Genomic DNA, 21,130 nt, shown 5'->3' on the forward strand with positions numbered 1-21,130 from the left:
ATTACACGACCTTTTTGACGAACTCCGTTTTCAGGCTCATGGCGCCGAAACCGTCGATCTTGCAGTCGATATCGTGGTCGTTGTCGACCAGGCGGATATTCTTGACCTTGGTGCCCACCTTGACGGTGCCGCCGCCGCCCTTCAGCTTCAAGTCCTTGATCACCGTCACCGTGTCGCCATCCTGCAGCACATTGCCGACCGCGTCGCGGTAGACCTTGGCGCCCTCTTCGGCTGCGGCGGCGGCCTGCACCGGCCACTCGTGGGCGCACTCCGGGCAAATATAGACGCTGCCGTCTTCATACGTGTATTCGGATGTGCATTGCGGGCAAGCTGGAAGAGCGCTCATATCATGGTCCTATCTGGTGAGGCAAAAGCCGTAAAAAGACAGCAGTATACTGCGCATGGCGGGAGTAGCGCGATTTTTCGCCATGCCGCCGGCCGCGGAAAGCGCCAACGGGAGCGTCCTTGGCGTCCCGTAAACGAAAAAAAGCCCCTTGCGGGGCCTTGGAGCCGTGCGGCGCGCGGTCTTATGCGGCTTTGCGGCGGCGTGCCATGAAGCCCAGCAGGCCCAGGCCGGCCAGCAACATTGCATAGCTTTCCGGTTCCGGCACGGCGGATATGGCGGCGTCCGCCGACACGTGCAGGGTGTAGGTCTGGCCTTGGGACAGCGGCTGCATGGCGCAGCAACGGCCGACGCCGATCACATAGTCGCCGGCGGTGGCGAAGGTATAGCTGATAAAGCTGTCGTAAAGGTGCGTGCTGCCGGGGTCGATCACGCTGCTGTCGTCTTTCTGCACCAGCACGTTGCCGCTGGCGCTGTACAAGGTCAGATACGTATCGCCGCTAGGCTTGCCGAAATCGATATCGAAAGTTGCCTTGGTATTGCCCGACAAGACAGTAAATTTATAGAAGTCCAGGGCGCCATGTCCAATGCCCTTGACCGTCGCATGTGGCAGCAAAGTGGAATTGTCGATGTTGGCCTGGAATTCCGTGCTGAAGAAAGGATTCAGGCTTTGCGCGGTGGCAATGCTGTTATTCTGGTTATTGGATACCGTCGTTGCGGCCTGGGCGGAAAACGCGGCGCACAGGCTGGCTGCGGCGATAACTTTAAGGAATTTTTTCATGTGATGGGGGCCGGGGATGTCAGCGCGCTAAAATTGATTGGCAAAATTGCAAGCGCAATAATCCATTAAAAATGGTTTTTTGTCAATTTAATTTCACCGCGCCTGCGCACCCCGGCAACTGCGGCGCGCTCACACCGGCAATGCCGGCGTTTTTTTGCCGGCGGCATGGCCGCTTGCGGCGCGGCCGGCCTTGCGCGCCACTCCCCGCGCGGGCGCGGACGGCGCCTGTCCGTCCAACTGGAAGACGCTCATCGCCTGCACCAGCAACTGGGCTTGCTCCTTCAAACTCTCCGACGCGGCCGCGGCCTGCTCCACCAAGGCCGAATTCTGCTGCGTCATGTGGTCCATCTGGATGATGGCCTCGTTGACCTGCTCGATGCCGACGGTTTGCTCCTGCGATGCCATCAGAATGTCGGCCATGATGCTGGTCACGCCGCTGATGCTGGCGACGATGTCACCCATGGCCTTGCCGGCCTGTCCCGCCAACTTGTTGCCGAGGTTCACCTTTTCGACGCTGGCGTCGATCAGCCCCTTGATTTCCTTGGCCGCCACGGCCGAGCGCTGCGCCAGGTTGCGCACTTCGGAGGCGACCACGGCAAAGCCCCTGCCCTGCTCGCCGGCGCGGGCCGCCTCGACCGCCGCGTTCAGCGCGAGGATATTGGTTTGGAAGGCAATCCCGTCGATGACGCCGATAATGTCGACGATCTTGCGCGAACTATCATTGATCTCGCCCATCGTCTGCACCACGCGCTCGACCACCTTGCCGCCCTGGATGGCCACCGCGGAGGCGTCGACCACCTGCTGGTTGACGCGCTGGGCGTTGTCGGCGTTTTGCTTCACGGTCGAGGTGATTTCCTCCATCGACGAGGCGGTTTCCTCCAGGCTCGACGCCTGCGACTCGGTGCGCGCCGACAAGTCGGCGTTGCCGGAGGCGATGTCTTGCGAGGCGCCGCTGATATTGTCGATATTCTTGCGCGCATCGCCGACCAGCGTCTGCAGGCTGCCGTTCATATCCTGCAAGGCCAGCAGCAACTGCCCCGTTTCATTCTCGCCGATTGCCGTGAAGCGCGACGTCAAATCGCCCTTCGCCACGCGCTGGGCCACGCCGATCGCGTTGGCCAGCGGCGCGCTGACGGAACGGGCGATCAGGTACTGGATCAGCCCGGCGACGCCGATCAATCCCAGCATGGCCGCGATCATCAGCCAGCGCATCGTGCGCAGATCGGCCACCTTCGCGGTCAGCAGCGCCTGCAATTGCTTGCTGGCCAATTCATTGGCCTTGAACTGGGCGTTGATGGCCTGCGTCGTCGCCTTCACATACTCTTCGCCGGGATAGTCCAGCGTCTCCGCCTGGACAATTTTCTCGTTGGCCAGCTGCATCGTCGCCGCGGCCTGGGTCTGCATATCCTGGACGCTGGCCGCCAGCGCCTGGCCCAGCGCCGCGTTCGCCGCGGCCGCCTTGCCGTAGGAAACCACCGTCTGGCCCAGGCGGTCCTGCACCCGCGCAATGATGCCCGACAACAGCAACCTGTCGGCCGGCGTCGCCTCCTTCTTCGCCAGCAAACCGGCGCCTTTCGCCCGCATCTTGCCGAGTTCCTCGGTCAAATACGGCAACTGATAATACATGGACTGGATCAATTGATAGCTGTCGAGGTCGGGGTCGAGGCTGAGGCCGTAATAATCGGCGATCAAGTCGTTGACCGCCAACAACTTAGGCACCAGCGCCGTGTGCGCCGCATAACTCTCGGGCACACTGATACCGCGCTTGCCGACCTGCTCGCGCAGGGCTTGCCAATCTTGCAGGGCGGGATGCCACGCATCTTCGATGGCCTTGCTGTGCAAACCCTTGACGATCTGCGCCACCGCCTCGTAACTGCCATCCGCCTCGCGCTGCTTGGCGTCGCGCTGATCCCTGGCGCTGTCGACGCCGCCCAGCATCAGCGCCGACAGGCCGCGGTGCTGCTGCGTCAACTGTATGGTTTTCAGCACGCTGGCGACCGGCCCCAGACCCGCCGTTTCCAACAGGGCGGCGTCGAGGTTCTTGTCCGCCTCGCGCATATACATCAACGTGGGAATCGCCACCAGAACCAGCGCAATGGCGCTGAGGATCACGAATTTATGCCAGAGCAGCAGGCGGTCAAGCATAGACGAGGTGTACATGCGCGCAGCTCCTTCAGGTCGCCCTGCCCGCAACACCGAATGTTGATGCAGGTCATGCTCTCGTCATATATTACTACTACGGCGAAAACATGAAAGCGCTATTTCCCCACCGTCAGATTTCCGCGACGGCGAGGGGGCTAGCCCAGCAGTTTTTGCACCATGCCCATGTCGGCGCTCGACATCAGGCGGTCGATGTCGACCAGGATCAGCATGCGCTGCTCTATCATGCCCAGGCCGATCAAGTGGTCGGTGTTGAGCGAGGACGCCATGTCGGGCGCCGGCTTGATCTGCTCGGCCGTCAGCGTGGTCACGTCGGAGACGCTGTCGACCACCATGCCCATCAAATGCCCGCCAATATTCAGGATGATGACGACGGTGAACTGGTCGTAGGTGGGCGTGCCGAGATTGAACTTGATGCGCATATCGATGATCGGCACGATGACGCCGCGCAAATTGACGACGCCCTTGATATAGGCCGGCGCGTGGGCGATCGACGTGACGGCTTCATAGCCGCGCAATTCCTGCACCTTCTGGATATCGATGCCGTACTCTTCCTTGCCCAGGGTAAACGCAAGAAACTCAAGGTGGCGCTCGGCCGCCCCGGCGGCGCGCTCGGATAGCGAAGACATACTGTTCCTTTCGTCGGCTGCAGGACATTCGGAAACGGCGGCGCGGCGCGCCCGCCCCCAACATAACCGAATTGCGGGCAAGAGTCCAGATCCGGCGATTTTCCCTGGCTGCCGAGCAATTTCTACGGTATTTCTGTAACCTTTGCCGGCCTGAGCGGTATAAGGCACAGGCCAAGGGAAAACGACGTGGATATCACCGACCTTTTAAAACGCATCAGCGCAGGAGACAGGCAAGCCTTTGCCGGCATCGTCGCGCACTACCAGCGCCCGCTGTTCGGCTTCCTCGGGCGGATGGCGCTCGGCCAGGGCCAGGCCGAGGAAGTGGCGCAGGAAACCTTCCTGCGGGCATGGCAAAAACTCGGCGAGTACCGGCCGGAGCGGGCCGGCTTTTCCACCTGGCTGTTCACCATCGCCCGCAACCTCGCGCTGCACGAGCTGGAGCGGGCCGCCCGGCGCAACGAACTGGGCGGCGCAGGCGACCTGCCGGAGCCCGCGTGCGAACGCCCGCAACCGCCCGAGGCGCTGGCGCTGGCGCGGCAACAGCGCCGGCTCCAGGGGGCGCTGCGGCGCCTGCCGCTGGCGGACCGCGGCGCGCTGGCCCTGGCCTACAACCACGAACTGGAACTGGCGGAAGTGGCGCGCATCGAGGGATGCAGCGTCGCCGCCATCAAGACCCGCCTGCACCGGGCCAAGGAAAAACTGCGCCAACTATTACTGGAGGATAGCGATGGATAAGGACCTCGACGCGCTGCTGGGCGCGCCCCTGCTGGCGCCGCCGGACGATTTCGGCGAGCGCGTCATGCGGCGCATCGGCCGCCTGCCCCCGCCGGCGCGCCGCAGCGGCGGGCTGGCGAAGCTGGGCGAACTGGCGCTGCTGGCCGGCGGCATCGCCGGCGCGGCGCAACTGGCCGCCTTCATGTTCGGCATCTGGGCCGCCGCCTCGGCCGGCTGACAAAGGAGAGATCGCATGCACACTACACACCAGGCCCGCAAACCCGCGCTGGCCGCGCTGATGTCCCTGGTCCTGCCCGGATACGGCCAGTTGTACAACGGCGAAGTCAACAAGGCGATCTGGCTCTTCCTCACGGTCGCCGGCTTCAGCCAGCCGGTGCTGGTGCTGGCGGCCCTGTACCTGCCGGGCGCGGCGATGATGCCGGCCCTGCTGCTCGCCCTGCTGCTGACGCTGGCGCTCTGGCTGTACGGCATCGCCGACGCCTGGCGCACGGCGCGCAGACTGGACAACTACACGCCGCAGGCGTGGCAACTCAGCGGCACCTATATGCTGGTGCTCGTGCTGTGCGACCTGATCGTCCTGCCGCTGCTGGTCAACTACCTGCGCAGCCACCAGGTCGCGAGCTATCGCGTGCCGTCGAACAGCATGGCCCCCGGCGTGCTGCCGGGCGACTACTTCTTCGCCGACAAACGCTACAACTGCCCGGCCTGCAAGCAACAGGTGCGCCGCGGCGACATCGCCTTGTTCGTCTACCCGAACGACCGCACGCAGATCTACATCAAGCGCATCATCGGCCTGCCCGGCGACCATGTGCAAATCCAGGGCACGCGGGTGTCGGTGAACGGCGTCGCGCTGACCACGCAAGCGCACGAAACCGACGGCGCCACGGCCACCACCGAACAATCCGGCGGCAGGCAATGGCAGGCGCACTGGAACCACGGCACGGCGGCGCTGCCGGACGCCGACACGACCGTGGCGGCCGGCCAGGTGCTGGTGCTGGGCGACAACCGCAACGTCAGCGCCGACTCGCGCCACTACGGCACGGTGCCGCTGCAGGACGTGGTCGGCAAGGCGCACCAGGTCTGGTTCTCGTCCGGCGCCGAAGGCATACGCTGGTCGCGCCTGGGCAAGTTGCTGGAATGAGTTGAAGCTCGCCGCGCCGCCCCCATTTACCGTGGGCGGCGGACCTCGGTGCCTGTGTCATGAAGCAAAGGTGGAAAAATGAAAAACTGGCTGCGCTCCAACAAAGCTTTCCTGCTGTTCCTGTGCCTGTTCGGCATCTTCCGCACCGCCGTGGCCGACTGGAACCCGATTCCATCGGCGTCGATGCACCCCAACCTGCTCGAAGGCGACGTCGTCTTCGTCAACCGGCTGGCGTTCAACCTGAAAGTGCCGCTGACAGACATCATCGTCGCCCGGCTCGGCGAACCGCGGCGCGGCGACATCGTGACATTCTCCTCGCCCAGGGACGGCACCCGGCTCATCAAACGCCTCATCGGCGTACCGGGCGACACGGTGGAAATGCGCGGCGAACAGCTGATCATCAACGGCAAGGCGGCCGGCTATACGGCGCTGGACACGGCCGCCGAGCGGTTCGAGCAGGGCGACGCACTGCTGGCGCAACGCTACAGCGAACAGCTCGGCGGCGAGCGGCACCGCATCCAGGTCCTGCCGCACCTCGCGGCGCGGCGCGACTTCGCCGCCGTCGTCGTCCCGCCCGAGCACTTCCTGATGCTCGGCGACAACCGCGACAACAGCGCCGACTCGCGCTACTTCGGCTTCGTGCCGCGGGCCCTGCTGGTGGGCCGGGCCGAGCGCGTGCTCGTGTCGGCCGACATCAAAGGCAACTGGCTGCCGCGCGGCGAACGCTTCGGCATGGCCTTGCGCTAAAGCCTGCTTTCCCCTTGATTGACCCGGCCGGGTGGGCAAGTTTGCGTTACTATCGGGGCATGATGCAGCCACTGACTTTGCGCCTGTCGCCGGGACAGGATGTGCGCGCCGCGCTGGAAGCGGTGCTGGCCGAGCACGCGCTGCAGGCCGCTTTTGTTCTGCAGGGCATCGGCAGCCTGGACGTCGCGCAATTGCGCCTTGCGGGGGCCGCCGCGCCCACCGCGTTGCGCGGCGATATGGAAATTCTGACGCTGGCCGGCTCGCTCAGCCTCGACGGCGCCCACTTGCATATGGCCGTGGCCGACGCACAGGGCCGGGTGACGGGCGGCCATGTCGCCGGCGGATGCATCGTGCGCACCACCGCCGAGATATTGCTGGCCCTGCTGCCCGGCCAGCGCTTTTCACGCCTGCCCGACGCCGGCACGGGTTACGCCGAGTTATTCGTCGCGCCGGCGCGGCCGGCATGAAAGCGCAGGCGGACAGCGTCGGCGAGCTGGCCGATCTGTTCGCGCGCTATCCGAAGGTGCTGCTGCTGACGGGCGCCGGCATCAGCACGGCCTCGGGCATTCCCGATTACCGCGACCGCGACGGCGTGCGGCGCGGCAACGCGCCGGTGCAAGGGCCGGAATTCCGCCGCAACGAGGCGGTACGGCGCCGCTATTGGGCGCGCAGCATGGTCGGCTGGCCGGCGCTGGCCCGGGCCGAGCCGAACGACGGCCACCGCGCCATCGCCGCGCTGCAGGCGCAGGGCCGGCTGACCGGACTGGTCACGCAAAATGTCGACGGCCTGCACCAGCGCGCCGGCAGCGCCGGGGTCGTCGAGTTACACGGCAGCATACACGCCGTCGTCTGCCTCGATTGCGCCGCGCAATTGACGCGCCGCCTGGTCCAGTCGCTGCTGGAGCGCGACAACGCCCATCTGGCCGGCGCCGCCGCGCTGCCGGCCCCCGATGGCGACGCCCACCTGGAGCCGGCCGGGCTGGCCGATTTCCGCGTGCCGTGCTGCCCGCGCTGCGGCGGCACGCTGAAGCCGGACGTGGTGTTTTTCGGCGACGGCGTGCCGCCCGCGTCCAGCGCGGCGGCGCAGCGGGCGACGGCGGCGGCCGACGCCCTGCTGCTGGTCGGCTCGTCGGTGATGGTGTATTCGAGCTTTCGCCTGTGCAAAATGGCAGCGACGGCCGGCAAGCCCGTCGCCGCCGTCAACCTGGGCATGACGCGCGCCGACCACTTGCTGGCGTTCAAGACGGCGGCGCCGGCGGAGCAAGTCTTGCCGACGCTGGCCCGCCTGCTCGGCGCCTAGTTATACTATCGGATTGAAGAGGAGAACCCATGCTGGAATTGCTAAGCGAGCACGCCTGTTTTGGCGGCGTGCAGCGTTTTTACCGCCACGATGCGCGCGCGATCGGCCTGCCGATGCGCTTTTCCGTGTTCATTCCGGCCGCGCCCGCCGGCGCCAGACTGCCGGCGCTGTTCTACCTGGCCGGCCTGACCTGCACCGAAGAAACCTTCATGGTCAAGGCCGGCGCGCAGCGCGGCGCCGCCAGCGCAGGGCTGATCCTGATCGCGCCCGACACCAGCCCGCGCGGCGCGGCCATCGCCGGCGAGGCCGATGCCTGGGACTTCGGCGTCGGCGCCGGCTTCTACGTCGACGCGACCGAAGCGCCGTGGAACGCGCACTACCAGATGGCCAGTTACATCCACGAATTGCGCGAACTGGTGCTGCGGGAATTGCCCGTGGATGGGGACAGGATCGGTATTTTCGGCCATTCGATGGGCGGCCACGGCGCGCTGACGCTGGCGCTGCGCAATCCTGAACTGTTCCGCTCGGTGTCGGCCTTCGCGCCGATCGCCGCGCCGACGCTGTGCCCGTGGGGCAAGAAAGCCTTCACCGGCTACCTCGGCGCGGACCAAAGCCGCTGGCAACAATACGACGCCAGCGCGCTGATGGCGAAGCTGCGCGCGCCCTTTCCCGACGGCATACTGATCGACCAGGGCCTGGGCGACAAATTCCTGGCCGAGCAGTTGTACCCGGAAGTGTTCGAGGCGGCCTGCCGCGCGGCCGGCCAGCCGCTGGAACTGCGCCGCCACGCCGGCTACGACCACGGCTATTACTTCATCGCCAGCTTCATCGACGAGCACCTGCGCTTCCACAGCCGCAATCTACGCGGCGTCTGAATGGAACGGCCGGGGACGGCTTGCTCGTCCCCGGCCCCCCATGCCATTCTCACACTTTGCCGACGAATTGCCGCGAAAACCAGCTGGTCGCCAGCGCGGCCACGGCTTGCAGCGCGCCCGGCTCCTCGAACAGGTGGCCGGCGCCGTTGATCACTTCGAGTTGCTTGTCGCTGTGCAGGGCCGAGAAGGCCATGCGGTTCAGGTCGATGACGTCGTTGTCCAGGCCGCCGACGATGAGCAGGGTCGGCGCCCTGACCTGTTCCAGCGCCGGCCGGCCGGCCATGTCAGGCCGGCCGCCGCGCGAGACGACGGCGGCGATGTCGGTGCCGCGCCAGGCCGCCAGTTGCAGCGCAGCCGCCGCGCCCGTGCTGGCGCCGAACAGGCCCAGCGGCAGGCCGCGCGTGGCGTCGTGGTGCGCCAGCCAGTCGGCCGCCTTGCCCAGTCTTTGCGTCAGCAACGTGATGTCGAAGCGGTTGTAGAAATCCTTCTCTTCCTGCGGGTTCAGCAGGTCGAGCAGCAGCGCCGCCATGCCCGCCTCGCACAGCGCGCTGGCCACCGCGTTGTTGCGCGGGCTGAGGCGCCCGCTGCCGCTGCCGTGCGCGAACAGCACGACCCCCTTGGGCTTAGCCGGCAGCATCAACACCCCGTCCAGCTGCACGCCGTCCACATCGATCTTGATCAGTTGCTCTTCCATTGCAGCCCCCGTCCGTGCTTCCCCGGGCATCTGCTCCGCCCCGGGCGCCGCAGACGCGGCCGGCGCCTCGCGCCAGCAGTCCCGCAGCATGGTTTCCACCTCCGCGTCGCTGATTTGTTCGAAGTTGCCATACCATGCGCCGACGGCCCTGAACGGCTGCGGCACGCTCAGGCAGACGCATTCATCGACCAGCGCCCCCAATTGCACCCGCGCCTCTTGCGCGCACACGGGCACGGCAATGACGAGCCGCTTCGGATGCGCCTGGCGCACCAATTGTACCGCGACGCGCATGGTCGCGCCCGTCGCCACGCCGTCGTCGACGAGGATCACTGTGCGCCCGCGCAACACGGGCGCGGGCCGGTCGCGGCGGTACTGCCGCTCGCGCCGCGCGACTTCGCGCAACTCGCGCCGCGTCGCCGCCTCGATCAGGGCGGCCGGCACGTGGAAAGCCCGCAGCACGTCCTCCTGCAACACGCGCAGGCCGCCGCTGGCCACGGCGCCCATCGCCAACTCCTCCTGCAGGGGGAAGCCGAGCTTGCGCACCACCAGCACGTCGCAGGCGAGTCCCAGCGCGGCGGCGACGGCGACGCCGACCGGCACGCCGCCGCGCGGCAGCGCCAGCACGATGGCGTCGCCATGGCGGGCATAGCGCGCCAGCCGCCTGGCCAGCAGGCGGCCGGCGTCGGCGCGGTTCTTGAAACGCTGGAATGTTGCAATGCCCATGCGGCCGCCCCCTGTCGAGATACCAGTTTAGACCCGCGCGGCGCGGCGCGGTTGCAGGCGGCGCGCCGGAAGAGCTAGCGCAGCGACGCCCCGCTCCAGTATGATATCGTTATCAACCATGTCAAAAGCACCCATGAGCAAGACTTCGAACGGGAAAAGCCGCGCCAGCGGCCGCATCACTCTGGCCGAGGTGGCCGCCCACGCCGGCGTCGCCACCATGACGGCCTCGCGCGCGATCAGCCAGCCGGAGCTGGTGTCGCCGCTGCTGCGCGGCCGCGTCGAGCGCGCCGTGGCCGAACTCGCCTACGTGCCGAACCGGGCCGCGCGCGCGCTGGCCTCGGCCCAGTCGAACGTCATCGTCGTGCTGGTGCCGTCGCTGTCGAACGCCGTGTTCACGGCCGTGCTGGCCGGCATCCAGGACGCGCTCGACGCCGACCATTACCAGATCCTCATCGGCAACACGCGCTATTCCGACGCCGAGGAAGAGAAACTGCTGGGCATCAACCTGCAGTCGAACCCGGACGGCATCCTGCTGTCGGGCCTGACGCACAGCCCGCGCGTGCGGCAGATGCTGGCGACGTCGCGGGTGCCCATCGTGTCGATGATGGACCTGGCCAGCGAGCCGACGCAACTGTCGGTCGGCTTTTCGCAGCAGCAGGCCGGCCAGGCGATGACCCGCTACCTGCTCGACAAGGGCCACCGCCGCATCGCCTTCCTCGGCGCCCAGCGCGACGAGCGCACGCTCAAGCGCGCCGACGGCTACCGCGCGGCGATGGCGGCGGCCGGCCTGGCCGACCCGCGCCTGGAGCTGATGGTCGACGCGCCGTCGACCATCGCGCTGGGCGCCGAGCTGCTGGGGCGCCTGCTGGCCGAGATGCCCGACTGCGACGCCATCTTCTGCTGCAACGACGACCTGGCCCACGGCGCCATTTACCAGTGCCAGCGGCGCGGCATCGCCGTGCCGCAGCAACTGGCGATCTGCGGCTTCAACGACTTGCCGGCGTCGGCCTGGATGAGCCCCTCGCTGACCACCATCGCCACGCCGCGCTACCGCATCGGCTTCGAGGCCGCCACCCTGCTGCGCGCCGTCATCCGCGGCGAAACGCCGCCGGCCACGCGAATCGACCTCGGTTTCACCTTGATGGCGCGGGAAAGCGCCTGAGGGCGGCCAGCCGTACCGGGCGGTTGCCGACTGTCGTTAAAAAGTGGTTAAAGAAATAAACTAATTTACTTTCTCGCCACACTTCCGTACAGTCGTGCCTATCTGCAATGCAAATGTTCTTGAGGACATGGCAAAGCGGCTGATTTCAGCCGATGAAGTCGCGCCACACCACCGTTTTTTAGATTGCCGTGCACCCCGCGCAACGTTGTCCTATGCACGCACTGATCGCTGTCACCGTGAAAGCGGCCTGGCCATGAAACTAGACCGCCCCCTCCCCGCCGATGCGGCGCGCCGCCGCCATCTGGCGTGCTGCCTGCTGCTGGCGCTGTTCGCGCTGGGCCTGGCCGGCCGCGCCGCGCACGCGCAAAGCCAGACGGCCGAGGCGAAACGGGCCGGCGAGGTGGCGCAAGTGGTCTTCGGCATCGCCAGCTACGTGCGCTGGCCGGCGCCCCACGCCGAGATCCAGCTGTGCCTGGCCGGCGACACCCGCTACGCCGACGCCCTGCTGGACGGCCAAACCCAGGGCCAGCGCATCCGCACCCAGCGGCTAGGCGCGCTCAGCGCGGCCGCGCTGGCCGAATGCCAGGTGGTCTACATCGGCGGCATCGGTGAGGCCGAACGCGAGAAACTGAACGCGCACCTCATCGGCCACCCCATCCTCGCCATCAGCGAGCCCATTGTTCCCTGCTCCGTGGCCAATATGTTTTGCCTAAAATTCCGCGACGCCCAGGTCGGCTTCGACGTCAACCTGGACGCCATCGCCCGCAGCGGCCTGCGCGTCCACCCGAACGCGCTGCGCATCGCCCGCCGCACGGCGCCGCAACCATGAGCCGGCGGCAACAGCAAGCAACACGCCCCTCCCTGGACAGCGTGTTGCGGCGGGCCCATTTGAGCGTATCGCTGATCGCCATCGTCACGGCCGGCCTGACGCTCACCATCGCCGCCCTGGTGGCCCTGCGCCTCTACTCCGACCAGAACCTGCGCCTGGTGGCCCGCTCGATGAGCTACACGGTGGAGGCGGCCGTCGTCTTCAACGACGCCCTCGCCGCGCAAGAGGCGCTGGCCCTGATCGGCGTCAACGAAGACATCGACCATGCCCAGGTCAGCGACAGCCGCGGCGTCGTGCTGGCGCAGTGGCAAAGGCCGCGGGGCGGCGCCCGCTACCAGGTCGAACACGTGCTGACGGGCTGGATCATGCCGGCCTCGCTGAGCTTCCCGATCAACCACAACGACGCCGCCATCGGCACCATACGGCTGGTGCCGCACAGCCGCGGCCTGCTGCAATTCCTCGTCAGCGGCCTGGCCGGCGTGCTCGGCTGCCTGCTGCTGAGCATCGCCGTCGCCGTGCGCCTGTCGCGGCGCATGGAAGCAGCGCTGACGGCGCCGCTGCGCAACCTGGCCGAGACGGCGCACCGGGTGCGCCGCGAGCGCGCCTTCGGCCTGCGCGTGCCGCCGGCCGGCATCGCCGAGATCAACCAGATCAACGACGACTTCAACGCCCTGCTCGACGAGCTAGAGGCCTGGCAAAGCCATCTGCAGAAGGAAAACGCCTCGCTGTCGCACCGCGCCAACCACGACAGCCTGACGGGCCTGTCGAACCGCGCCCTGCTCGACGCCGAGCTGCAGCGCGCCATCGCCGACGCCCGCCTGACGGCGGGCCGGGCCGCCATCCTCTTCCTCGACAGCGACCGCTTCAAGCACATCAACGACACCCACGGCCACGCGGCCGGCGACCAGGTGCTGGTGACGGTGGCCGCGCGCATCAAGCGCCAGTTGCGCGAGGGCGACCTGGTGGCGCGCCTGGGCGGCGACGAATTCGCCATCCTGCTGCGGCCGCTGCGCCACAGCGCCGACGCCGAGCACATCGCCGACAAGATCATCGACGAGATGCGCGCCCCCATCGAATTGCCGGGCGGCGGCGGCATCGTCACCTCGCTGTCGATCGGCGTGGCGGTGTTCCCCGACCACGCCGGCGACGCCGCCGCCCTGGTCGGCGCGGCCGACGAGGCCATGTACCGCGCCAAACAATTACAACGCGGCACGCGCCAGGTGGCGCGGCCGCTCCCCCCCTACATTGAAGGAGCAGCATGATGTCCCGCCTGAACAAGCACCTATCCCGTATCGTGGCCGCGCTGGCCATCCTGCTGCCGCTGGCCGCCTGCCAGACGGCGCCGGCCCAGCACGGCCTGAACGCGCAACAGATCGCCACGCTGCGCCAGCAGGGCTTCCAGCAGAGCGAGGCCGGTTGGGAACTGAGCTTCACCGACAAGCTGCTGTTCGACTTCGACGCCTCCAGCCTGACGGCGCCCAGCCGCGACGCCGTCAGCAAAATCAGCGACGCGCTGCGCCAGGTCGGCATCGAACACCTGCAAATCGAGGGCCACACCGACACCAGCGGCAGCGACGCCCACAACGACAAGCTGTCGCTGGCGCGCGCCAACGCCGTGGCCGAGGCGATGGGCTTGAGCGGCATCGCCCGCAACAACATCCTGGTGCGCGGCATGGGCAAGAACAAACCCGTGGCCGACAACGCGACGGCCGGCGGCCGCGCCGAAAACCGCCGCGTCACCGTCATCGTCTCGGCGCCCTGACAAGCCGGGGACAGACCACGATTTCCGAGAAATATTTCTCGAAAATCGTGGTCTGTCCCCCTCCAAGCTGCTAGACTAGGCCGCAATGTTAGCGCTACCAAGCAAGGGAACCCGCATGGATGATTCAAGCAAGAACGAGGCCGCGCCGCGCCGCCAGGTCGTCATGGGCGTCAGCGGTTGCGGCAAGAGCGCCATCGGCCAGGGCTTGGCGGCGGCCCTCGGCGTCGCCTTCCTGGAAGGCGATACCTACCATCCGCCAAGCAATATCGCCAAGATGGCGGCCGGCATACCGCTCGACGACGCCGACCGCGCCCAGTGGCTGTTGCTGCTGCAGGCGGAAATCGCCGCGGCGCGGGCGCGCGGCGACGGCCTGGTGCTGTCCTGCTCGGCGCTGAAGCGGCGCTACCGCGACGTGCTGCGCGCGGCCGACCCGGCCCTGCGCTTCATCCACCTGGCCGGCCCGCGCGCGCTGATCGCCGAGCGCATGCGCACCCGGCGCGGCCACTATATGCCGGCCGCGCTGCTCGACAGCCAGTTGCGCGACCTGCAAGCCCTGCAAGCGGACGAGGCCGGCATCGTCCTCGACATCGGCCTCGATCCCGCCGCGCTGATCGCCGCCGCCCTGCGAGCCTAGGGCCGGCGCGTCACGCGGCCGTCCCACCATTCACCCAAGGAGATTCTGATGGATACCACCAAACCCGCGATCCCGAAGCGCCGCTGGGGCATAGGCGCGCTGCTCGGCGTCGGCGTGCTGATCAATTACATCGACCGCATCGGCCTGTCCGTCGCCGCGCCGCAAATCCAGGAGATGTTCAAGCTCAGCCCGGCCGAACTGGGCCTGCTGTTCAGCGCCTTCGCCTGGTCGTACTCGGTGCTGCAAATTCCCGTCGGCATGGTGCTGGACCGCTTCGGCCCCACCCGCGTGGGCCGCTGGGGCGCCTTCCTGTGGGGCGTGGCCTCGACCATCACGGCCTTTTCCAGCGGCTTCGCCGGCATCTTTTTCGCCCGCATCCTGCTCGGCATCGCCGAGGCGCCGGCCTTCCCCGTCAGCTCGAAGGCCACCGGCTACTGGTTCCCGCGCCGGGAACGCGGCTTGGCGACGGCCATCTTCGACGCCGCCGCGAAGTTCTCCAACGTCATCGGCGTGCCGCTGATCGCCATCACCATCGTCACCTTCGGCTGGCGCTGGGGCTTCGGCATCACGGCCATCCTCAGCTTCAGCTATTTCATCGCCTTCTACGCGCTGTACCGCGACCCCAGCGCCGACCCCAAGCTGTCGAAGGCGGAATATGACTACATCCGCGACGGCGGCGCCGCGCCCGAGGGCCCGGCCAGCGGCGGCGCCGTGAACATGCTCGGCTATCTGCTGGCGCAGCGCAAGATCTGGGGCTTGACGATAGGCTTCGCCGCCTACGGCTATTCCTTCTACCTGTTCCTCACCTGGCTGCCCGGCTATCTGGTGCAGACCATGCACATGAGCATACTCAAGTCGGCCGGCTACTCGGCCATTCCCTGGGCCTTCGCGACGCTGACCGACCTGTTCGTCGGCGGCTGGCTGATCGACCACCTGATCGCCCGCGGCCGCGACGAGTCGACGGTGCGCAAGGCCGTGCTGGTCACCGGCATGCTGTTCGGCCTGGCCGTCTTCGGCGCCACCCAGACCAGCGACCCGGTCTGGGCCATCTTCTGGATCTCGATCGCCCTCGGCGGCCTGGCCGCGGCGGCGCCGGTGGGCTGGTCGCTGCCCTCGCTGATCGCGCCCAAGGGCGGCGCCGGCACCATAGGCGGCATCATGAACTTCGCCAACAACCTGATGGGCGCCGCCGCCCCCATCGTCACCGGCGTCATCGTCGGCGCCACCAACTCGTTTGCCAACGCCTTCTATGTGGCCGGCGTCATTTTATTGATCGGCATCGTCTCCTTCGTCTTCGTGCTGGGAAAAATCGAGCCGATCGCCGATCCGCAAGCGGACCCGGCGGCGACACCGCACTGAGCCGCCCTGGCGGCGCCGAGTGTTGCGCCCCCGCCGCCTGGCGAAAAAAATGATGGCATTGCCGGACCGGCCAGTGTAGTGTTGCATGCAGCCTATCCGCCACCGGCGGACCGTCCCAGGAGCCGTCAGATGAAGACATCCCTTGCCGCATCGGCCATCCTCACCCTGTACAGCGGCGCCGCGCTGGCGCAAAGCGCGCTGACCGTCTACGGCGTCCTCGACGTCGGCGTCTCCGTCGACCGCGGCGGCGTCCAGGGCAATGCGACGCGCCTGACCAGCGGCATGGCGACGCAGAGCCGCTGGGGCGTGCGCGGCAGCGAAGACCTGGGCGAGGGCTTGAGCGCCGTGTTCGGCATCGAAGGCGGCTTCAGCGCCGACAAGGGCACCTCCACCCAGGGCAACACCCTGTTCGGCCGCATCGCCATCGTCGGCTTGCGCGGCGGCTTCGGCAGCCTCACGCTGGGTTTGCAGGACACGCCCCACTTCAGCACGCTCAACGCCGTCGTCGACCCGCTGCGCAACGGCATCGCCCGCTCGAACAATCTGATGACGCCGACCGGCGTGCGCGCGCGCAACTCGATCCTCTACCGCAGCAAGCCCGTCAACGGCTTTTTCGGCGACTTCATGTATGCGGCCGGCGAGGTGGCCGGCGACAATGCGGCCGGCCGCGCGCTGGGCGGCTCGCTCGCCTACAGCGCCGGCCCGCTCAATGTGCGCCTGGCCTACCACCAGCGCAACAACGACACGGCCGTCCTGAAAAACACCGGCAACGCCAGGAATACGCTGCTGGGCGCGAACTACGACTTCGGCCCGGCCAAGGGCTATTTCGGCTACGCCGTCGACAAGGGGCCGAACAGCTCGCCGCTGAACAACCCGGCCGCCTCCTTCGGCGGCGCGGCGCCGGTGGCCTCGACCGACAGCACCAGCCTGCTGCTGGGCGTCGCGCTGCCGCTCGGCACCAGCACCCTGATCGCCACCTATGTGCGCAAGGACGACAAGACGGCCTTCAATCAGGACGCCAGCCAGATCGCGCTGGCCTATCTGTACGCGCTGTCCAAGCGCAGCGACATCTACAGCTCCTACGCGCGCATCCGCAACAAGAACGGCGCCGCCTACACGGCCGGCAACAGCGAGGAAGCGGGCACCGGCGACAAGCAATTCACTTTCGGGCTGCGCCACCGCTTCTGACGGGCCGGCATTGCGCAGGGAAAGCATGCCATTCTTACTAGCCTGCGCGCGCCCCTTGTGGCACCATGCGCACTGCACGCCGTCGCCGACGGCGCATCCCTGGATGAAGAGAACGCATGAAGCAAAACTACATCAACGGCGCCTGGGTCGACGGCGTCTCGGCCTCGGCCAACATCAACCCCTCCGACACGAGCGACATCATCGGCTACTACGCCCAGGCCGACGCGCAGCAGGCCGGCCTGGCCATCGCGGCCGCCGCGGCCGCCGCGCCCGCCTGGGCCCTGTCGAACATCCAGCTGCGCGCCGACGCGCTCGACAAGATCGGCAGCGAAATCCTCGCCCGCAAGGAAGAGCTGGGCACCCTGCTGTCGCGCGAGGAGGGCAAGACCCGGCCCGAAGGCATAGGCGAGGCCGCGCGCGCCGGCGCCATCTTCAAATTCTTCGCCCAGGAATGCCTGCGCCTGCGCGGCGACAAGCTGGCCTCGGTGCGCCCCAACCTCGACGTCGAAATCAGCCGCGAACCGGTCGGCGTGGTCGGCATCATCGCGCCGTGGAACTTCCCGATCGCCATCCCGGCGTGGAAAATCGCCCCCGCCCTGGCGTATGGCAACTGCGTGCTGTTCAAGCCGGCCGAACTGGTGCCCGGCAGCGCCTGGGCGCTGGCCGACATCATCAGCCGCGCCGGCCTGCCGCCGGGCGTGTTCAACCTCGTCATGGGGCGCGGCAGCGTCGTCGGCCAAGCCTTCCTCGGCGACCGCCGCGTCAACGCCATCAGCTTCACCGGCTCGGCCGCGACGGGCGCCAAAGTGGCCCAGGCCGCCATCGCGCGCATGGCCAAGGTGCAGATTGAAATGGGCGGCAAAAACCCGCTGGTGGTGCTCAACGACGCCGACCTGGCCGGCGCCGTCAACTGCGCCGTGCAGGGCTCGTTCTACTCGACCGGCCAGCGCTGCACGGCGTCGAGCCGGCTGATCGTCGAAACCGGCATCTACCCGGCCTTCGTCGCGGCCGTGCGGGAAAAACTGGCGGCGCTGAACATCGGCGACGCGCTGGCGGCCGGCACCGACATCGGCCCCGTGGTCGACGCCAGCCAGCTGGAGCAAGACCTCGGCTACATCCAGATCGGCCGCGACGAGGGCGCCACGCTGGCCTTCGGCGGCGAGCGCCTGCAGCGCGCCACCGACGGCTATTACCTGCGCCCCGCCCTGTTCACCGACTGCAGCAACGACATGCGCATCAGCCGCGAGGAAATCTTCGGCCCCGTCGCCTGCGTCATCCCGGCCGACAACTACGAACACGCGCTGGCGCTGGCCAACGACAGCGAATTCGGCCTGTCGAGCGGCATCTGCACCAGCTCGCTGAAACACGCCACCCACTTCAAGCGGGCCGCGCAGGCCGGCATGGTGATGGTCAACGTGCCGACGGCCGGCGTCGACTACCACGTGCCGTTCGGCGGCAGCAAGGGCTCCAGTTACGGGGCGCGCGAACAGGGCAGTTACGCGGCCGAGTTCTTCACCACCGTCAAAACCGCCTACTGCGGCGTCTGAACAAGCGCGGCGCGGCGTGTCAGGCATCGCTTGGCGCGCGCGTCGCCGGCGCTTGACCGCACAGCCGCCAGCCCTTAAGCTAGGCGCACATTCACCGCCCGAACGGCGCCAACCTTGGTGAGCACCCTGAGTAACTTCTTCTTCGAGATTTGTCCGGCGGCCCGGCCGCTGGAACGGGAATCGCAAACGCTCGCCAAACCCAAAAAAACCACTGTCCATCCATGAGCGGCCTTCCGGTGGGACTCGACTGGCACCGCGCCCGGGCCACGGACGGCGACAGCGTACTGATCGGCAGCGTGCGCTACGCGCCGGCCCTGTCGCTGTGGTTCAGCGGCATGACAGGCGCGGCCCTGATCGGCGGCGCGCTGACCTTCAGCTGGCCGGCCCTGCTCCTGTTCCTTGCCTCCACCGCCACCGTGCTGCTGCTGGGCCACTCGCTGGGCAGCCACCGCAAGCTGATACACGACAGCTTCCAGTGCCCGGGATGGCTGGAATACCTGCTGGTCTACCTGGGGGTGCTGGTCGGCCTGGCCGGCCCGCTGGGGCTGCTGCGCCAGCACGAACTGCGCGACTATGCGCAGCGCCTGCGGCACTGCCACGCCTACCTGCGCCACGGCAGCGGCTTCTGGCGCGACGCCTGGTGGCAATTGCACTGCACGCTGCGCCTGGCCGAGCCGCCGGCCATCCACATCGAAGCGGCGATCGCGCAAGACCGCTTCTACCGCTTCCTCGAACGCACCTGGATGGCCCAGCAACTGCCGTGGGCCCTGCTGTTTTTCCTGTGGGGCGGCTGGGGCTTCGTCTTCTGGGGCGTGTGCGCCCGCGTCAGCGCCGGCGTGCTGGGCCACTGGTTGATCGGCTACTTCGCGCACAACCACGGCGCCATGCACTTCCGCGTCGACGGCGCCGCCGTCCAGGGCCGGAATATCCGTTTCGCCTCGCTGATCACCATGGGCGAATGCTGGCACAACAACCACCACGCCTTTCCCGGCTCGGCGAAGCTGGGCCTGTTCCCCGGCGAATGGGACCCCGGCTGGTGGGTGCTGCTGATGCTGCGGCGCATCGGCTTGGCCAGCGCGCTGCGCCTGCCGGCGGACTTGCCGCACCGGCCGGAACTGCTGACGCTGGAAGAACGCTAGGCGGCCGCGGCCGGCGCGCCGGCCTGATAATTGTTCTTGACGCGCACATAGTGCTCGGCCGAGTACTTCAGGTAGGCGATCTCCTCCGCCGTCAATGCGCGCACCTTGACGGCCGGACGGCCGACGTACAACTGGCCGCTTTCCAACACCTTGCCCGGCGACACCAGGCTACCGGCGCCGACCATCACCTGCTTGTGGATCACGACATCGTCCATGACGATGCTGCCCATGCCGATCAGGCATTCATCGCCGATGCTGCAGCCGTGCAAGATCACCGAATGGCCGATCGTGACGTAATCGCCGATCAGCAAGGGTGAGCCGTTCGGCTTGGCCGCGCTCTTGTGCGACACATGGCCCATCGCGAAATCCTGGATATTGCTGCACACGCCGATGCGGATGTGGTTGACGTCGCCGCGCAACACCGTGTTGCACCAGACCGAGCTGTCGCGGCCGATGCGCACGTCGCCGATGACCTGGGCCGTATCGTGCAAATACACGCGCTCCGCCAGTTGCGGGGTGCTGTCAAGGTAGGGGCTGATGGGCATAGAACAATCCTGGATGCGGAAAAGGGACAAGGCGGCGCCGGACGCGCCTGAGCCGAAAGCAAATTGTAACGGCAAACCGGATTGCAGCGCACAAAAAAATCCGGCCAAATGGCCGGACGGTTAATTCAGTGGAGACTGAATTAGAAACGGTAACCCACACCCACGCCGATCAGCACAGGGTCGACTTTCACGCGGCTGATTTTCGTGCCGGTTGCGGCCATTACATCGCTGCGGATCTGTACTTTTTTCACGTCCAGATTAACCGACCAGTTTTTATCGATTTTAAAATCGACGCCGGCTTGCAATGCCAGACCCCAGCTATTGCTTTCCAGCTTGAGGCCATTTATCAGGCTGACGCCGGAAATATTGGTGTAGTTAATACCGGCACCAAGGTAAGGATTGATTTGCGCGTCAGGCATGAAGTGGTACTGTGCCGACAGCGTAGGTGGCAGGTGCTTGAACGTACCGATTTTGGTGCCGCCCAGCATAACATCGTGTTTTTGCGGGTAGGTCAAAATCAATTCGGCCGAGATATTCGGTGTAAAGAAATACGAAATATCGATTTCTGGAATGGTCTTGCTGCTGACAGTTATCAAATCGGAAGCGCCGGTACCGCCAACTGGATCGGATTTATTGGCCGGGTCGATATGCACCGCGCGTGCGCGCACCAGCCAAGGGCTTTTTTGCGCCATTGCTTGACCAGCAAATAAACCCAGTGCTGCGAAAACCATTACCGCTGCAGTTGCCTTCTTCATTCTATTTCCCTCTTCATGTCGTTAAGTAACGTCACGAAGTTTATTTGTGCAGCGCGCAAAAATCATTGATCTATATCAAAAA

General features: G+C 66.8%; 23 protein-coding genes. 16 read left to right on the top strand and 7 right to left on the bottom strand.

Annotated elements, in window-relative coordinates; all coding sequences use genetic code 11:
- Window position 1: 1 nt before the first annotated feature.
- The 4 genes from OIK44_RS12295 to OIK44_RS12310 form a co-directional block, all read right to left on the bottom strand.
- A complete protein-coding gene (locus OIK44_RS12295; RefSeq protein ID WP_273671042.1) occupies window positions 2-346 on the bottom strand; it encodes a zinc ribbon domain-containing protein YjdM in 345 nt (114 codons plus the stop codon).
- Window positions 347-527: 181 nt separating this feature from the next.
- Window positions 528-1,124: an FxDxF family PEP-CTERM protein gene (locus OIK44_RS12300; protein ID WP_273671043.1), complete on the bottom strand. Its 597-nt coding sequence runs from the start codon at window positions 1,122-1,124 to the stop codon at window positions 528-530.
- 129 nt (window positions 1,125-1,253) lie between these two features.
- Entirely contained in the window at window positions 1,254-3,284 is a 2,031-nt protein-coding gene (locus tag OIK44_RS12305; protein ID WP_273671044.1) for a methyl-accepting chemotaxis protein, read from the bottom strand.
- Window positions 3,285-3,421: 137 nt separating this feature from the next.
- Window positions 3,422-3,913, bottom strand: coding sequence for a chemotaxis protein CheW (locus tag OIK44_RS12310; protein WP_273671045.1), 492 nt, complete (start codon window positions 3,911-3,913; stop codon window positions 3,422-3,424).
- Between the two features lie 186 nt (window positions 3,914-4,099).
- On the opposite strand from OIK44_RS12310, the gene OIK44_RS12315 reads away from it, so the two are divergent.
- The 7 genes from OIK44_RS12315 (at window position 4,100) to fghA (ending at window position 8,711) form a co-directional block, all read left to right on the top strand.
- Complete coding sequence (locus OIK44_RS12315; protein ID WP_273671046.1) at window positions 4,100-4,648, top strand: RNA polymerase sigma factor; 549 nt, start codon at window positions 4,100-4,102, stop codon at window positions 4,646-4,648.
- A complete protein-coding gene (locus OIK44_RS12320) occupies window positions 4,641-4,865 on the top strand; it encodes a hypothetical protein (protein ID WP_273671047.1) in 225 nt (74 codons plus the stop codon). The genes OIK44_RS12315 and OIK44_RS12320 overlap by 8 nt, the downstream gene beginning before the upstream one ends.
- A 15-nt stretch (window positions 4,866-4,880) precedes the next feature.
- Window positions 4,881-5,789: a signal peptidase I gene (gene lepB, locus OIK44_RS12325; protein ID WP_273671048.1), complete on the top strand. Its 909-nt coding sequence runs from the start codon at window positions 4,881-4,883 to the stop codon at window positions 5,787-5,789.
- Window positions 5,790-5,867: 78 nt separating this feature from the next.
- Window positions 5,868-6,536, top strand: a complete 669-nt coding sequence (gene lepB / locus OIK44_RS12330) for a signal peptidase I (protein WP_273671049.1) — start codon at window positions 5,868-5,870, stop codon at window positions 6,534-6,536.
- 62 nt (window positions 6,537-6,598) lie between these two features.
- The gene (locus OIK44_RS12335) at window positions 6,599-7,003 is read left to right on the top strand and encodes a PPC domain-containing DNA-binding protein (protein WP_273671050.1); all 405 of its coding nucleotides are present in this window, start codon (window positions 6,599-6,601) and stop codon (window positions 7,001-7,003) included.
- On the top strand, window positions 7,000-7,836 hold the full coding sequence (locus OIK44_RS12340) for an NAD-dependent protein deacetylase (protein WP_273671051.1): 837 nt from the start codon (window positions 7,000-7,002) through the stop codon (window positions 7,834-7,836). The genes OIK44_RS12335 and OIK44_RS12340 overlap by 4 nt, the downstream gene beginning before the upstream one ends.
- Window positions 7,837-7,865: 29 nt before the next feature.
- Entirely contained in the window at window positions 7,866-8,711 is an 846-nt protein-coding gene (fghA, locus tag OIK44_RS12345; RefSeq protein ID WP_273671053.1) for an S-formylglutathione hydrolase, read from the top strand.
- 49 nt (window positions 8,712-8,760) lie between these two features.
- Here fghA and OIK44_RS12350 read toward each other — a convergent pair whose 3' ends face one another.
- Complete coding sequence (locus OIK44_RS12350) at window positions 8,761-10,128, bottom strand: phosphoribosyltransferase family protein (RefSeq protein ID WP_273671054.1); 1,368 nt, start codon at window positions 10,126-10,128, stop codon at window positions 8,761-8,763.
- A 133-nt stretch (window positions 10,129-10,261) separates the two neighbouring features.
- Between OIK44_RS12350 and gntR the strand changes: the two genes are divergently transcribed.
- From gntR to OIK44_RS12395, 9 genes are all read left to right on the top strand, one after another.
- Window positions 10,262-11,290: an HTH-type transcriptional regulator GntR gene (gntR, locus tag OIK44_RS12355; RefSeq protein WP_273671055.1), complete on the top strand. Its 1,029-nt coding sequence runs from the start codon at window positions 10,262-10,264 to the stop codon at window positions 11,288-11,290.
- A gap of 253 nt (window positions 11,291-11,543) precedes the next feature.
- Window positions 11,544-12,119: a regulatory sequestration protein YfiR gene (gene yfiR, locus OIK44_RS12360; RefSeq protein ID WP_273671056.1), complete on the top strand. Its 576-nt coding sequence runs from the start codon at window positions 11,544-11,546 to the stop codon at window positions 12,117-12,119.
- A complete protein-coding gene (dgcN, locus tag OIK44_RS12365) occupies window positions 12,116-13,381 on the top strand; it encodes a diguanylate cyclase DgcN/YfiN (RefSeq protein WP_273671057.1) in 1,266 nt (421 codons plus the stop codon). Before yfiR ends, dgcN begins: the two co-directional genes overlap by 4 nt.
- Complete coding sequence (gene yfiB, locus OIK44_RS12370) at window positions 13,378-13,881, top strand: outer membrane lipoprotein YfiB (protein ID WP_273671058.1); 504 nt, start codon at window positions 13,378-13,380, stop codon at window positions 13,879-13,881. Before dgcN ends, yfiB begins: the two co-directional genes overlap by 4 nt.
- Before the next feature lie 115 nt (window positions 13,882-13,996).
- Window positions 13,997-14,515 carry a gluconokinase gene (locus tag OIK44_RS12375; RefSeq protein ID WP_273671059.1) on the top strand — a complete coding sequence of 173 codons (519 nt, stop codon included), beginning with the start codon at window positions 13,997-13,999 and terminating at the stop codon, window positions 14,513-14,515.
- A gap of 48 nt (window positions 14,516-14,563) precedes the next feature.
- Window positions 14,564-15,874 carry an MFS transporter gene (locus OIK44_RS12380; RefSeq protein WP_273671060.1) on the top strand — a complete coding sequence of 437 codons (1,311 nt, stop codon included), beginning with the start codon at window positions 14,564-14,566 and terminating at the stop codon, window positions 15,872-15,874.
- Between the two features lie 129 nt (window positions 15,875-16,003).
- Window positions 16,004-17,062 carry a porin gene (locus OIK44_RS12385; protein ID WP_273671061.1) on the top strand — a complete coding sequence of 353 codons (1,059 nt, stop codon included), beginning with the start codon at window positions 16,004-16,006 and terminating at the stop codon, window positions 17,060-17,062.
- A 116-nt stretch (window positions 17,063-17,178) separates the two neighbouring features.
- On the top strand, window positions 17,179-18,609 hold the full coding sequence (locus tag OIK44_RS12390) for an aldehyde dehydrogenase family protein (RefSeq protein ID WP_273671062.1): 1,431 nt from the start codon (window positions 17,179-17,181) through the stop codon (window positions 18,607-18,609).
- Between the two features lie 221 nt (window positions 18,610-18,830).
- The gene (locus OIK44_RS12395; protein ID WP_273671063.1) at window positions 18,831-19,748 is read left to right on the top strand and encodes an acyl-CoA desaturase; all 918 of its coding nucleotides are present in this window, start codon (window positions 18,831-18,833) and stop codon (window positions 19,746-19,748) included.
- On the opposite strand, the gene OIK44_RS12400 is transcribed toward OIK44_RS12395, so the two are convergent.
- Both OIK44_RS12400 and OIK44_RS12405 read right to left on the bottom strand, forming a co-directional pair.
- Window positions 19,745-20,293, bottom strand: coding sequence for a gamma carbonic anhydrase family protein (locus OIK44_RS12400; protein WP_273671065.1), 549 nt, complete (start codon window positions 20,291-20,293; stop codon window positions 19,745-19,747). The genes OIK44_RS12395 and OIK44_RS12400 overlap by 4 nt on opposite strands.
- A gap of 140 nt (window positions 20,294-20,433) precedes the next feature.
- Window positions 20,434-21,048, bottom strand: coding sequence for an OmpW/AlkL family protein (locus OIK44_RS12405; protein ID WP_273671066.1), 615 nt, complete (start codon window positions 21,046-21,048; stop codon window positions 20,434-20,436).
- Window positions 21,049-21,130 lie beyond the last annotated feature (82 nt).

The organism is Janthinobacterium fluminis (genome assembly GCF_028595325.1).
GTDB classification, from domain to species: Bacteria; Pseudomonadota; Gammaproteobacteria; order Burkholderiales; family Burkholderiaceae_D; genus Janthinobacterium; species Janthinobacterium fluminis.